The 13548-nt window shown below is 64.1% G+C and carries 14 protein-coding genes and 1 pseudogene; 5 read left to right on the forward strand and 10 right to left on the reverse strand.

All coding sequences use genetic code 11. From position 1 onward, the window contains the following. Nucleotides 1-4 precede the first annotated feature (4 nt). The 3 genes from N6H05_RS23400 to hrcA all read right to left on the reverse strand — a co-directional run bounded on the left by N6H05_RS23400 (nucleotide 5) and on the right by hrcA (nucleotide 2938). Complete coding sequence (locus tag N6H05_RS23400; protein WP_284111896.1) at nucleotides 5-1246, reverse strand: threonine synthase; 1242 nt, start codon at nucleotides 1244-1246, stop codon at nucleotides 5-7. An 88-nt stretch (nucleotides 1247-1334) separates the two neighbouring features. Then, nucleotides 1335-1898 (reverse strand): nucleotide exchange factor GrpE, encoded by a 564-nt coding sequence (gene grpE, locus N6H05_RS23405; protein WP_125997692.1) that lies wholly within the window; start codon nucleotides 1896-1898, stop codon nucleotides 1335-1337. After that, nucleotides 1895-2938 (reverse strand): heat-inducible transcriptional repressor HrcA, encoded by a 1044-nt coding sequence (hrcA, locus tag N6H05_RS23410; RefSeq protein WP_161733000.1) that lies wholly within the window; start codon nucleotides 2936-2938, stop codon nucleotides 1895-1897. The genes grpE and hrcA overlap by 4 nt, the downstream gene beginning before the upstream one ends. A 351-nt stretch (nucleotides 2939-3289) precedes the next feature. Here hrcA and N6H05_RS23415 point away from each other — a divergent pair. Then, a pseudogene (locus N6H05_RS23415) lies at nucleotides 3290-4071 on the forward strand (IS5 family transposase). Here the strand turns inward: N6H05_RS23415 and N6H05_RS23420 are convergent. After that, a complete protein-coding gene (locus N6H05_RS23420) occupies nucleotides 4058-4351 on the reverse strand; it encodes a hypothetical protein (RefSeq protein WP_284111898.1) in 294 nt (97 codons plus the stop codon). The pseudogene N6H05_RS23415 and the gene N6H05_RS23420 overlap by 14 nt on opposite strands. A gap of 218 nt (nucleotides 4352-4569) precedes the next feature. Here N6H05_RS23420 and N6H05_RS23425 point away from each other — a divergent pair, with 218 nt between their 5' ends. Further along, nucleotides 4570-5235 (forward strand): GNAT family N-acetyltransferase, encoded by a 666-nt coding sequence (locus N6H05_RS23425; RefSeq protein ID WP_284111899.1) that lies wholly within the window; start codon nucleotides 4570-4572, stop codon nucleotides 5233-5235. Nucleotides 5236-5578: 343 nt separating this feature from the next. Here the strand turns inward: N6H05_RS23425 and N6H05_RS23430 are convergent, their stop codons facing one another. After that, complete coding sequence (locus N6H05_RS23430) at nucleotides 5579-6106, reverse strand: DUF6438 domain-containing protein (RefSeq protein ID WP_284111900.1); 528 nt, start codon at nucleotides 6104-6106, stop codon at nucleotides 5579-5581. Nucleotides 6107-6202: 96 nt separating this feature from the next. Between N6H05_RS23430 and rph the strand changes: the two genes are divergently transcribed. Continuing rightward, the gene (rph, locus tag N6H05_RS23435; protein ID WP_004210935.1) at nucleotides 6203-6919 is read left to right on the forward strand and encodes a ribonuclease PH; all 717 of its coding nucleotides are present in this window, start codon (nucleotides 6203-6205) and stop codon (nucleotides 6917-6919) included. 127 nt (nucleotides 6920-7046) lie between these two features. After that, complete coding sequence (gene rdgB, locus N6H05_RS23440) at nucleotides 7047-7676, forward strand: RdgB/HAM1 family non-canonical purine NTP pyrophosphatase (protein ID WP_017499030.1); 630 nt, start codon at nucleotides 7047-7049, stop codon at nucleotides 7674-7676. 34 nt (nucleotides 7677-7710) lie between these two features. On the opposite strand, the gene N6H05_RS23445 is transcribed toward rdgB, so the two are convergent. The 3 genes from N6H05_RS23445 to N6H05_RS23455 form a co-directional block, all read right to left on the reverse strand. Further along, nucleotides 7711-8331 (reverse strand): CAP domain-containing protein, encoded by a 621-nt coding sequence (locus N6H05_RS23445; protein WP_284111902.1) that lies wholly within the window; start codon nucleotides 8329-8331, stop codon nucleotides 7711-7713. Between the two features lie 134 nt (nucleotides 8332-8465). Continuing rightward, nucleotides 8466-9233, reverse strand: coding sequence for a hypothetical protein (locus tag N6H05_RS23450; RefSeq protein ID WP_284111903.1), 768 nt, complete (start codon nucleotides 9231-9233; stop codon nucleotides 8466-8468). 76 nt (nucleotides 9234-9309) lie between these two features. Next, on the reverse strand, nucleotides 9310-9885 hold the full coding sequence (locus tag N6H05_RS23455) for a CAP domain-containing protein (RefSeq protein WP_284111905.1): 576 nt from the start codon (nucleotides 9883-9885) through the stop codon (nucleotides 9310-9312). 52 nt (nucleotides 9886-9937) lie between these two features. Between N6H05_RS23455 and hemW the strand changes: the two genes are divergently transcribed. Next, entirely contained in the window at nucleotides 9938-11113 is a 1176-nt protein-coding gene (gene hemW, locus N6H05_RS23460) for a radical SAM family heme chaperone HemW (RefSeq protein WP_284111906.1), read from the forward strand. Between the two features lie 5 nt (nucleotides 11114-11118). On the opposite strand, the gene N6H05_RS23465 is transcribed toward hemW, so the two are convergent. Both N6H05_RS23465 and N6H05_RS23470 read right to left on the reverse strand, forming a co-directional pair. Then, entirely contained in the window at nucleotides 11119-12717 is a 1599-nt protein-coding gene (locus N6H05_RS23465) for a M56 family metallopeptidase (protein ID WP_284111907.1), read from the reverse strand. Further along, a complete protein-coding gene (locus N6H05_RS23470; protein WP_004210924.1) occupies nucleotides 12714-13082 on the reverse strand; it encodes a BlaI/MecI/CopY family transcriptional regulator in 369 nt (122 codons plus the stop codon). The genes N6H05_RS23465 and N6H05_RS23470 overlap by 4 nt, the downstream gene beginning before the upstream one ends. Nucleotides 13083-13548 lie beyond the last annotated feature (466 nt).

Here is a 13548-nt window from a genome sequence, read left to right on the forward strand (position 1 = left end):
TTCTTCAGAGCGACGCGAAATCGATCGGCGCGTGCCGGTCGAGCGTGCGGCTCTGGTCTTCCAGCGGATATTTGAGGCCGCTGGCGCAGTTGAACAGCACCGCGCGCTCATCCCGCCCGATCAGCCCTTCGTCCAGCGCTCGGCTGTAGGCCGCCAGCGTCGCCCCACCCTCGGGGCAGAGCAGCAGCCCGTCGTCGCGCGCCACGTCGCGCACCGCCGCCGCGATCGCCGTGTCCGACACCGCCAGCGCCGCGCCGCCGCTTTCCCGCACCGCGCGCAGGATCAGGAAGTCGCCCACGGCCTTGGGCACGCGAATGCCCATGGCGATGGTCTGGGCATCCTCCCAGCGCTCGGCAAATTCCACGCCCTGCTCGAACGCGCGGACCATCGGCGCGCAGCCTTCGGCCTGTACCGCGAACATCTTAGGCCGCTTGGAGCCGATGAAGCCGATCTTCTCCAGCTCGTCGAACGCCTTCCACATGCCGATCAGGCCGGTGCCGCCGCCGGTGGGGTAGAAGATCGCGTCGGGCAGTTCCCAGCCAAGCTGCTCGGCCAGTTCCAGCCCCATCGTCTTCTTGCCCTCGATCCGATAGGGCTCCTTGAGCGTCGAGAAATCGAACCAGCCGCGTTCCTTGACGCCCTGGCCGACGATCGCGCCGCAATCGTCGATATAGCCGTTGACGCGATAGACCCGCGCGCCCTGCGCCGCGATCTCGCGCACATTCACTTCGGGCGTATCGGCCGGGCAGAAGATCACCGATTCCATACCGGCAACGGCGGCATAGGCGGCCAGCGCCGCGCCGGCATTGCCGTTGGTCGGCATCGCCACCTGGGTCACGCCCAGTTCCTTGGCCATGGAGACCGCCATGACCAGGCCCCGCGCCTTGAACGAGGCCGTCGGCAACCGCCCTTCATCCTTGGCGAGCAACTGCGCCCCGCCCAGCCGCTTCGCCGTGCGCGGCAGCGGAATGAGCGGCGTCGCATTCTCGCCCAGGCTCACGATGTTGCTGGTCTGCCGCACCGGCAGCAATTCGCGCCAGCGCCACAGGTCCATCGGCCGCGCGGCCAGTGCTTCCTTGGTCAGCGTGGCCCGCACGCCGTCCAGATCATAGCGCACCAGCAGCGGCTTGCCCGCCGCCGACAGCCCATGCAGCCGATCCGCCTCATAACGCTCACCGGTCAGCGAACATTCGAGATGGGTGACAAAGGTCGGACGGTCGGTGGTAAGGTTGAGGTCGTGCAGCAAAAGGGGCCTCCGTTCGGGCAAGGATTCGGTGCGTTTGCGGCCCCACGGGGGACCCTGACCGATCCAGCCCGAACGGGGCGGATATTTGTCAGTCCGGCTTCTTCGCCACGCTGACCATGGCGGGGCGCAGCAAGCGGTCCTTGATGCTGTAGCCGGCCTGCATTTCCACCAGCACGGTGCCCGGCTCGGCGTCCGCCGACGGCAGTTCCATCACCGCCTGATGCTTGTTCGGGTCGAGCGGCTGGCCGACCGATTCGATCTTGGTGATGCCGTTGCGGCCGAACACCGCCTCCAGCTCGCGGCCGGTGGCTTCCAGGCCAGTCACCAGCCCCTTGAACTTGTCGTCCTCGCGCAGATCGGCGGGGATGGCGGCCAGTGCCCGACCCAGATTGTCGGCCACCGACAGCATGTCGCGGGCGAAGCTGGTCGCGGCATAGGCGCGCGCGTCGGCCAGTTCCTTCTCCAGCCGGCGCCGCACATTCTGCGTATCGGCATGGGCGTAGAGAATGTCCTGCTTGGCCGTTTCCAGCTCGGCTTCCAGCGCTGCGATACGCTCGGCATTGGCGTTTTCAGGGGCGTCCACGGGGGTCTCCTGCTCGGGCAGCTGGTCCAGGGTTTCGGTATTTTCGATAGTCTGCTTGTCTTCGCTCATCTCATCAATCTCGACAGCGTCTGTGCGGTGAAATCCACCATGGGGATCACTCGGGCATAGTTCAAGCGCGTGGGGCCGATCACGCCGACCACGCCGACGACCCGGCCGTCCCCGCCGCGATAGGGGGCGGCTATGACCGATGAACCCGAAAGGGAAAAGAGCTTGTTTTCCGAACCGATGAAGATTTTGGTCGCGCTGCCGGCCAGCGCGCTCTCCAGCAAGCGCGAAATCTCCTGCTTGCCCTCCAGCTGCTCCAGCAATTGCCGCACCCGGTCGAGGTCGGCGGCGGTGCCATCGTCGATCAGATGCGCCTGCCCCCGCACGATCAGCACGGGCCTGTCATCGGCATCATGGCTCCAGATCGCGATGCCGCGCGTCACCAGTTCGCGCGCCGCGCCCTCCAGCGTGGAGCGCTCCTGCTCCATCTCGCGCGCCAGCAGGTCACCGGCCTGGCGCAGCGTCAGCCCGCCAAAGCGCGCCGACATGAAATTGGCCGCCTCGTTCAGCATCGAGGGCGTCACCCCGCGCGGCAGGTCGAGCACGCGATTCTCGATCGATCCATCCTGCCCGACCAGCACGGCCAGCGCCTGCCGGTCATTCAGCGGCACGAAGCCGAACTGGCGCAGCACCGGCTCGCGCCTTGGCACCATGACGATACCGGCGCAGGCGGACAGGCCCGAAAGCGTCGCCGTTGCCGCCGACAGCGCCTCCTCGATCGGCCCGCCCTCGGCCAGTCCGGCCTCGATCGCGCGGCGCTCTTCGGCGGACGGCTCGGCCGCCTGCATCATCCCGTCGACGAACAGCCGCAGCCCGGTCTCGGTCGGCATTCGCCCGGCCGAGGTATGCGGCGCGGCGAGCAGGCCCAGCTCCTCCAGATCCTGCATCACATTGCGGATCGAGGCGGCCGAGAGGCTCAGCCCCATCTTGCTGATCGTGCGCGACCCCACCGGCAATCCGGTGCCCAGATAGGAGTCCACCACCATGCGAAACACGTCGCGCGCGCGGTCATTCAGTTCGGCGATGGAGGCAGTGGCGGCCATGGCGATGATGTAGGCGGCTTTAAGCGCTGGCTCAACGGGGGAGATTGGCCAATTCCCTATCCGTCATGCCGGGCCTGACCCGGCATCCTGCTTTTCTTGATTCAAGCAGGAAAAGCAGCGGGGCGCTGCAACGCGAAGCCGAGGTGGTGATGCGCGCAAAATGGCCGATAGCGGAAGGACGGGTTTCTAACTAATCTGATGATATAGCTGCCATTGGACGTGGCTGAAACAATGGTTAATCGAGCGCCTTCGCCAAACTGTATGTAACACGTCGAAGGTTAGGCGGCGTTGACAAAAGGGATTCCCAATCGGTGCGTGTTCTGATTCAAGGCTGCTCTTTGGGGAGCGGTCATGGATCGAGGGGATTTGTCGGACGCGGAGTGGGAGTTGATCGGGCCGCTACTCCCGTCCGAGCGTGGGAGGCATGCCCGACCGGCCGGCGATAACCGGCGCTTTCTCAATGGCATGCTGCATGTGCTGCGGGTCGGTTGCCCGTGGCGCGACATGCACGAGCGCTATGGCAAGTGGAACTCGGTCTATGTCCGGTTCCGGCGCTGGGCGGAGCAAGGCGTCTGGGACGCCATGCTGCAAACGTTGGTCGATCTGGGCCTCACCGACGACTGGCAGCACATGATCGACAGCACCACGGTTCGCGGCCACGTCTCGGCAGCGGGCGGAAAAGGGGGGCTTGTGCGCAGGCTTTTGGTCGATCACGCGGCGGCTTTACGAGCAAGATCCACGCCCGCTGTGACAATCAGGGCCTCCCTGTCGGCTTCATCCTTACCGGCGGCGAGGCATCGGACTATACGGCGGCCGACGATCTGATGAACCTGCCGCTGCCCAAGCCCAGGGCGCTGCTCGCCGACAAAGGCTATGATGGCGACAGGTTCCGGGAGAACCTGCTCATGCGAGGCATCCTGCCCGTCATCCCGCCGCGCTCCAACCGCAAGGTGCCGGCCCATCCCGACTACCGGCGCTACAAGGATCGCAATCGTGTCGAGCGCATGTTCGCCAAACTCAAGCAGCAGCGCCGCATCGCCACCCGCTACGACAAGACCGTCCTGTCGTTCGAGAGCTTCATCAACCTCGCTGCCGCGCGACTATGGCTGAAAGCTTTTGTCAACACCGCCTAGTATCGATCTGGCAATGCACCACTAAAATACGCCAACTTGTCAAAAGGTCGTCTTTCTGTCCGGCATGGACGATGGCCTCGCGAAGCGGACTCGGCGTTGAAAGGTTGACCGTCACCGTATGCTCATAGGTGTTCATCGCCCACGAGCTATCTTGTCCCTCATCGGCTGAATGGATGTTTATCGTCCATTCACCTTCCTTGATAACAACGGGCTGATCTTCAGGGATGATGAGTGTATCATGGCTATGGAGCCGGAAATTCCCTACTTGTATTTCTGCCATTCACCGCTCCAAAACCGATCCTTTGATCGAAGCATTGCTGAAACCCTCCCATAAAGCATCATCCGAGAAAAGGCGACAGGCCCGATCGTCGTTCTACAAAAACCGTTATACTGGAAACGGATGTGAGTAATCGCATGTTTCCGACACGACGAAATAATGTATAGTGCCTATTCAATGACGATTGCCGTCGTGACATCTCAGCAAGGGACTACATACACGTGACGCACTTGTCCGACGCGATACCGCTGGAACATTTCAAGACGCTTTTCTCTACCGTGGAGGAGGTGATTGTGGCACGCAACACCGCCGCCTACTACGTAAGAGACTCTGCGAGCGCTTCGACCACGAACCTGTTTGTTTGGGACGAAGCCATTGGCCGAGGCCTAGTCAAGGATGGTGAAGAAATGCGGAAATATCATCCGCATAAACTACGTAAAGCCTATGGTCTGACTAAAGATCGAATTGGCGAGGAGCCTTTCAAAGAAGTCTACTGTGTCAAATATTTCAATGAGTACAGCACTCAGAATTTTTTCGGTGAGGAGGCGCGCTTCCCATTCGCGCAGATTGATTTGGTACAATGTTATCCCGGTGATATCCATATTTCTGACGTCACCCTGCTTGACCTGACCAAACCCCTCATGGACCAGAGCAAAATTGCGCCGCGTTCACATAGAGGGTTGCATGTGTTCCCAATGTTGCTCGACGGGTTGAAGTCGGTTGCAAAGCAGAAGGGGATACGCCGGTTATCACTCATGGCGGCTTCGCCAGCGGCACATGAAACGTTTTCGCGATACGGAGTTACACCGACCGATGCGCCCGCCTCACAATATGCGTTCAAAAACTTGGGCTTCAGTCATGCGATGGCGTTGACACTCGATCCTTGATGGGAGTTCAGTTCTGCTTCTGGGCATCGCGCAATAGGCAATCAATGGCCGACATGGGCGCACTCCCGACTTCCCTTTCCTACTCGCCGCTCTTCTGATCTACCCTGCGCGATGGAACAGGCCGCTCCCACGCCCCGCTTAACACCTCTGCCCCACGCCCTAACCTGTCGCCTCGCTGTCGCTTCATTGTCGCGTAACAGGCGCGCGACCGTCGCGTCGGCGTGACCCGCGTGTGACGTGCCTGTCGCTGCGCCGGCGCGTGGCAGGCGCCATTCGCCGGAATCGACGCAATTTAGCCCTGCGACACTGTGAACTTCGGGCTGTCGCGTCGCGGGGCGACGGTTCAGCTTGCCGGCTTGGGCTTCAGCATCGGTTCGATGCCCAGCATCTTGGGTATCCCGCCGATCGTCGTGCGGAGTTTCGCATAGCGGCTGTCCATGCAGCCCGACTGGAAATCGAGCCGGGTCGGCTTCGTCCCGTTCTTCCCGCCGCCGCGCGTCCATTCGATCGTGTAGCCGGGCATGTCGGTGGCGAAGCGGGTGCAATTCTCGCCCTGGGCGATGCGCTTTGCCGTGCCGGTCGCCGGCTTCCACGGGGCGAGGCCGGCGCGCAGCTGGCGATATTGCGCGGCGCTGACGGTGAAGCGGGTCGGACCGGGGACGGAGGTGAAGCGCTCGGGCTCCAGCAGTCCCGAGCCATCGGGCGTCACCGTGAGCGTATAGGCGGGGCAGGCGCCGAAGCAGCGACCGGCGGTAAAGCGGATCGTGTCGCCGGCGGCCGTCGGCGGCTCCAGCTCCACCTTCTCCCGGTCGGTCACGCATCCCGCCAGCGCCAACATCGCAACCGGCCCCATCATCATCGCTCTCTTCATGGCGCCCCTCTTATCGCAACTTTTGGCGGATGGCACTGGCATGACGCGCATCCCGGCGCTATCCCCCGCCACCTGACCGCTTCGGAGTAGAATATTATGCGTCCTTCCGGCCGCGCGCCCGACCAGATGCGCGACATCACCATGGAACCCGGCTTCACCATCCATGCCGAGGGTTCGTGCCTCGTCAGCTTCGGTGACACCCGTGTCCTCTGCACCGCCTCGATCGAGGAAAAGGTGCCTCCCTTCCTGCGCGGCAAGGGTTCGGGCTGGGTCACGGCCGAATATGGCATGCTGCCCCGCGCCACCCACACCCGCGGCAGCCGCGAAGCGGCCAAGGGCAAGCAGTCGGGTCGCACGCAGGAAATCCAGCGCCTGATCGGCCGCTCGCTGCGCACCGTCGTCGATTTGAAGAAGCTTGGCGAACGCCAGATCGTGATCGACTGCGACGTGATCCAGGCCGATGGCGGCACCCGCACCGCCGCGATCTCGGGCAGTTGGGTTGCGCTGCGCATCGCCGTCGACAAGCTGCTCGCCTCGGGCGCGCTCAGCGAAGACCCCATCATCCAGAAGGTCGCGGCGATCAGCTGCGGCATCTATGAAGGCACGCCGGTGCTCGACCTCGACTATGCCGAGGACAGCAATGCCGAGACCGACGCCAACCTGATCCTGACCGGCGACGGCAAGTTCGCCGAAGTGCAGGCCACGGCGGAAGGCGCCGCCTATGACGAGGAAGAGCTGCTCCGCCTGCTCCGCCTCGCCCGCATCGGCTGCGCCAAGATCTTCGCCGCGCAGGATGTGGCGACGGGTCGGTAAGCCAAAACACAAAATGCCGTCATGCCAGCGAAAGCTGGCATCTCCCTTTTCTTTCGGCTCTAACGTCAGAAAGAAGTGAGATCCCAGCCTTCGCTGGGATGACGGAAATAATGCAGGGTAGAGCCAGATGAGCGACGACTATGGACAGGAACAGGCGATCCGCAAGCTGAAGCCCGGCAAGCTGGTGATCGCCAGCCACAATGCCGGCAAGGTGCGGGAAATCGCCGCCCTGCTCGGCCCCTATGGGATCGAGCCGATCTCCGCCGCGTCGCTCGACCTGCCCGAGCCGGAGGAGACCGGCACCACCTTCATCGCGAACGCCGAGCTGAAGGCGATGCAGGCCGCCGACCTCAGCGGCCTGCCTGCGCTGGCCGACGACAGCGGCCTGTGCGTCGAGGCGCTGAACGGCGATCCGGGTCTCTTTTCCGCCCGCTGGGCCGGGCCGGACAAGGACTTCGGCATGGCGATGCAGAAGGTGTGGGACGGGGTCCAGGCCAAGGGGCCGGACGCCGGCCATGGCGCCCATTTCATCTGCGCCCTGGCCCTCGCCTGGCCCGACGGCCATGTCGAGGCGTTCGAGGGCCGGGTCGACGGCCTGCTGGTCTGGCCACCGCGCGGGGCAAATGGCTTTGGCTATGACGCGATGTTCCAGCCCTTGGGCCACGACATCAGCTTCGGCGAGATGGACCCGGACGCCAAGCACGCAATGAGCCACCGCGCCGACGCCTTCGCCCAGTTGGTGAAGGCGGTGATCTGATCGGATTGGGGGGGGGGGGCGGTCCCGGCCGCCCCTATTCCTCGCCGCTCGCCAGCACCGGCGCTGCATCCAGCGGCCCCATGCCGAACATGTTGCCGGCGGGATAATAGCGGCAGACGAGATAATCGAAGCTGCGCCCCTCGGCCAGCGCGCAGCCAACCGACCGGGTGCCGCGCCAGATAATCTGGGTATAATGGGCGACATCCTGCCAGCGACCGGTGGTGCTGAAATTGGGCATCTTGCCGGCCCGGCGGAAATAGCGCCGTTCATTGAGGAAGGCCCCGACCATCACCTCATAATCATAGAGGCCCCGGCTTCCCATCCACAGATTTTCGCCGCTCGGCACTGCACGGGTCGCGCGCGGACTGTGGGCAAAAATATTGGTCCGCGCCATCTGCCGCGCATAGCGCGCAGCATCCGCCGCCAGCGTCCGGTCCCAGGTAAGCGGAACCAGGCCCCAGCGGCTGCGCTCGTCATTATGCATGCCCAGGACCACGTCCTGCAGCAGCCCATCGTCGCGATCGGCCTCTTCCATGCCATATTGTTCGGCCGGGCTGGGCGCGCGCCGCGCCGGCGCCGCCTGCCCCTTGCCACCGAAAATCCCCAGCATCATGGCAGCCGTCGCAACGGCCAGCCCCCATTTCCACCCGCGCATCGTCTTTATTCTTTCGACCCGATAATCCGCGCCTCTCCCCCGGCCGGACCGGTTCGGAGCACGATGCTGCGGCTAGGCATCGGATCATATGAAGCGGGGATGAATGGTCGGGCACAGGCAGCACGCCGCCCGCCTCACTCCGACGAAACGGGTCGCAGCTTCGCCGAATCGATATGCCAGCGCCGCTGCGCGGCTGACGCCCCATCGACATCATTGACGCGCCGCACGACATAGGTGCCCACAAAATGCTGGCGGGTGCCATCCGCCAGTTCCGCGTCGATCGTCACCGGCACCGGCTGGTAAACGGAGCCGGCGCCCGCATCGCCCGGCGTCATCCGGCCGATCGTCACATGGGTCGCACGGGTGGCGGCAAAGCCGGCCTGGAATTTTTCCATCGTCTGCCCTGCCGGCCCATTCTCGCCCCACTGGCTCCAGGCGGTGCCATAATCGCGCGCGTTGATCGCCGCATAATAACGCTGCACCACGGCCGCCGCAGCCGCCAGACTCTTGGGCTCGGGCGTGCATCCCGCCATCGGCTCGCCCTGGCCGTCAAACAGGGCGCAACTGCGCGCGATCTCATCCTCGATCATCGCACAGCTATTGGCGGCATTGCAGGGCGGATGGGTGGCTGGCGACACACTGATGCACAGCTTCACGCGACGCGCGGCCGCAGCAGCGCCGATCTCGGCGGTACAGGACAGGGGCGACAGGTCGGCCTCGCTGTGCTGGGGGAGCGGCGCCTTTTCCGGCTGGGCAGCGTTGCTGGAGGAGTTTTCCGGCGCGGCGGGCGCAGCGCCCTGATTGTCGGGCGTCGGAGATGGTGAACCACACGCAGAAAGGGCAAGCAGCGTGATCGCTGTGCCTATGCAGGCCCATGGCCTTGTTCTTGAATCCAGCTGCATTTTTCCTCCCCCCTTTTGCCGACTGCGCTTCAAGGCATAATCGACAGAGAGGAAAAATGATCCGCTTGGGAAAACCTCAGCCCTGCCAGCCGCCAAAGTCGCGGTCGAACGGGCTCATGCCATAGACATTGCCAGCCGGATAATAGCGGCAGACCAGATAATCATATTGGGCACCCTCGCCCAGCGCGCAGCCGACCCGACGGGTGCCGCGCCAGATCATCTGGGTATAGTGGCCGACATCTTCCCAATTGCCGGTCGTGCTGACATCGGGGAAGCGGGCCTTGAACACGAAGGCACGGCGTTCGTCCATGAAGGCGTCGAGCATGGCGGTATAGCCATAGGCCCGGTGCGTCCCCATCCACAGATTTTCGCCGATTTCCTCGTCGCGCTCGCCGCCATGCGAATGGCGGAACTGGTTGGTATGCACCATCTGGCGCGCATAACCGGCGGCGTCAGCAGCCAGACCGTCGTCCCAGGCCAGCGCGGGCACGCCCAGCGACTGGCGCTCGCGATTATGCACGTCCATCACCACCTGGCGCAGCATCGCGTCGGACCGCGGCGCCGGCTGGATATTATAATAATTCCACACGTCGCGATTGACCGAAGCCGATGCCGGTGCGACCGCCCCTGCGATCATCCCGCCGAAAAGCATCAGTGCAGCCGCTAGCGGGCCGCGCTGAACGCGTCTAAAGATATGTCCACTCATGTCACCCGAAGTCCTTCTCGCCCCACCGGCTTTCACCGAGGCTCTTGGCCTATATGTTCATTGGCCATTTTGTGTTTCGAAGTGTCCTTACTGCGATTTTAACAGTCATGTGCGCGACCGGATCGACACCGATGCATGGCAGGCTGCATTGCTCGCCGACCTTGCCCATGAGGCGGAAAAAACCGGCCGGCGACCGCTCCGTTCGATCTTCTTTGGCGGTGGCACGCCGTCGCTGATGCCGCCCCGCATCGCCGCTTCCCTGATCGAGGCGGCGGAAAGACATTGGGGCTTTTCCAACGATATAGAGATCACGCTTGAGGCCAACCCGAACTCGGTGGAAGCCGCGCGTTTCGGCGATCTGGCGGCCGCCGGGATCAACCGCGTGTCGCTCGGCCTGCAGGCACTCGACAATGAGGCACTGGCCTTCCTGGGACGTGCCCATGACGTGGATGAGGGGCTGGGCGCACTCGACACGGCTCGTCGCATTTTTGACCGGGTCAGCTTTGATCTTATCTACGCGCGCCCCGGCCAGAGCGAATCGGACTGGGAAGCGGAGCTGGCGCGCGCCCTCTCCTTCGGCACCGGCCATTTGTCGCTCTATCAGTTAACGATCGAGCCGGGCACGCGCTTCGCCACGCTCGCCGCACAGGGCAAGCTGAAACCGGTCGACCCAGATCATGGCGCCACCCTTTATGAGCTGACCCAGGCGATGACCGCGCAGGCCGGTATCCCTTCCTACGAAATCAGCAACCATGCCCGGCCGGGCCAGGAAAGCCGCCATAACCTCATCTACTGGCGCTATGGCGACTATCTCGGCATTGGTCCGGGCGCCCATGGCCGCCGCGGCGGCATGGCGACATTGCGCCACAAGAAGCCGGAAAACTGGATGGGCGCGGTCGATCGCAACGGCAACGGCCTGCAACAGGAAGTGCCGCTGCAGGCCGAGGACAAGGCGCGCGAGGCGCTGCTGATGGGATTGCGTCTGGGCGAAGGGGTCGATCTGGCCCGGATCGCCGGCCTGTCGGGCCTGCCGATCGACGCGCTGGTGGATGATCGGGCGGTCGACCGGATGAATGATCTGGGGCTGGTCTGGCGAACCGGCAACCGGCTTCAGGTCAGCCCGGCGGGCATGTTGCTGCTCGACGCCATCCTGCCCGAAGTGGTCGCGGTTTAAAAGCCTCAGTCCGGGTTGCGATCGAGGTCGGCCAGTTCCTGATCGATGTCGCGCAGTGCCTCTGCCCGGTCGCTTTCCGGCATGCGGCTGGCGGCGATCTGGGCACGGGCAGCGGTGAGCCCGGCGCGCGCGGCATTGCGCCCCGCCCGTTCGGCATTGCGGGACATGCGCTCGGCATCGCGGGCGTTCAGCATGGCGATCCGCTCCGCCTTGCGGGCCTGCGCCTCGATCGCCCGCTCACAGATACGCACCCGGATGTTGCGGCGGCCATTGGCATCGACAAATTCGCGACGGCTGGTGACCTTGTCACCCTCGCAGCCTTCGCGCACGTCGACCACCGGCACCATGCGGGCAATCTCCGCCTCGGTCGGGATGCGATGGGTTTCGACCCGGCCATTGGCATGGGTGACGATCACCCGGCCCGGCTCGCTGCGCACCGTCACCGGCGGCACGGGCGGGACCGGCGGAACCGGGGGCACGATGTCGGCGGCCGGAACCGGTGGCACGGGCGCTGCAGGCGGCACGCGATCGGCATGGGCAACCGGCGCGGGCGCTGCCGCCGGCATGGGCGCGGCGGCGGGAACCGGTGCGGCCTGCGGCAGGGCCTCGCGCGCCGATACGGGCTGCGACACCAGGTTGGTCAGCTTGGCGAAATCGGCCTGATCGACCTTGTCGGTGATCGCCGCCATCTGCTGCGCGGCGCGGCTGCCCGACGCGGTAAGGGCCAGGCCCGTGGCGACGACCATGGCGACGGCAGCCATGCCCCAACTGATGCGCTTCAATGATGTTTCATGGCTCGAAAGCATTTTCAGCCTCCCCTTGAGCGTGGTGATGCGGGTGAGATGGCAGGCGCCGGCAAATTGGCGACCACCGGCGGCCTTCAATATGGCGCGGCCATAGGCATGGGCCTGATCCTGGCCGTAGAGCGAGAGGACGCGCGCGTCGCAAGCGGTTTCCTGATCGGCGCGATAGGCGCGGTAGGCGATCCAGGCGACCGGATTGCACCAGTGCAGTGCCAGCAGCAGCAGCGCGACCATATTGGCGGCCAGATCGCCGCGCTCATGATGGGCGCGTTCATGGGCGATCGCCATATCCTGCTCCTGCGCGTCATAGCGCAGTCCGAAATCGGCCGGCAGGACAATATAGGGCCGAAAAATACCGAAGGCGAGCGGCCCCGATGCCTGTGGGCTGGTGATCAGGCGGATGCGCCCTTCCTCACCCAGCGGCGTCGATCCGGCCAATATGTCGCGGCGAAACCGGGCATAGCCGATCGCCTGCACGACCAGGAACAGCACGACGCCCAGCGCCCACAGGCCGATCGCCATTTCCAGCCAGGGGATGCTCGTCTCTGCGGCCTGTGTCGCGGGCGATGGCGCAATCTCCAGCAGCGCCGGCAAGCCCGCCTGATCCACGACATTATGCAGCGGCGAAGGCGCGGCAACCTCGCGCGGAAGCGTCGGCAACAGCATGCGGGCCAGCGGCAGCAGCCACAGCCAATAGGCCGCCCCTGCCCCCAGCCAGCGCGCCACCGGGCGTCGCAACATCATCACCATCGCCATCAGCAGGGTCGTGGCGATCAGCGTTTCGGCCATCCAGACGCTCATGATTTCAACCCCTTCAGGATTTCCTCAAGCTCCGCGATATCATCCGCGCTCAACTGGTCCTGGCTCGCCAGCTGGGCGACCAAGGGAGAGATGCGTCCACCGAACAGGCGATTGACCAGCCGGCCGGACTCGCTCGCCACATAATCCTCGCGCGCCACCAGCGGGCGATAGAGGAAACGGCGGCCATCCTGGTCGGCGGCGATCACCTCCTTGGCCATCAGCCGCGACAGCAATGTCTTGACCGTCTGCAGGCTCCAGTCGCGTTCGGCGGTGACGCGATCGGCGACGTCATTGGCGGTGGCCGGCGCCTGTTCCCACAGCGCTTCCATCACCACCAGTTCCGCTTCGCTGATCTTCTCGCTCACTGCCTGATCCCGACCTTGTTCCGACTCTCCAACTACATATGTAGTCGCACCGATTACGAATGTAGTCAATAGCCTTGCATGGCGCGCCGGTGGGGCGGATTTTTGAGATTGGCAGCGGCAACATGGCCGCAAAGCTTTATTTATCCTCAAAGAAATGGCGGAAAAGCGCCACTTCAGCCGCGTGTCATTGCCAATCTCTATGGTCCACATGTCGGCAATCGAAAATGTCGAAAACACTGGATTGCACTGAGATTGCGGACAGCGGCGGTGACCCCTGCCATGATTTCCGCGCGGCAAATCCGTCGGGCACCCGCTGTGCATGCCTAGGAGTAATCGCTACCAGAGCGGCAAATTCGCCAGCGGTCAGATAGGTCATGCTCATTCGCAGGTGCGGGATGTCCGCGCTGCCTTGTGCCAAAGCCTAGGCAGGACGTCCAAAACGGCGCGCGGCTCACAGGTCTCTTAA

Origin of the sequence: Sphingobium sp. WTD-1 (assembly GCF_030128825.1) — a bacterium.
Taxonomy (GTDB): Bacteria; Pseudomonadota; Alphaproteobacteria; order Sphingomonadales; family Sphingomonadaceae; genus Sphingobium.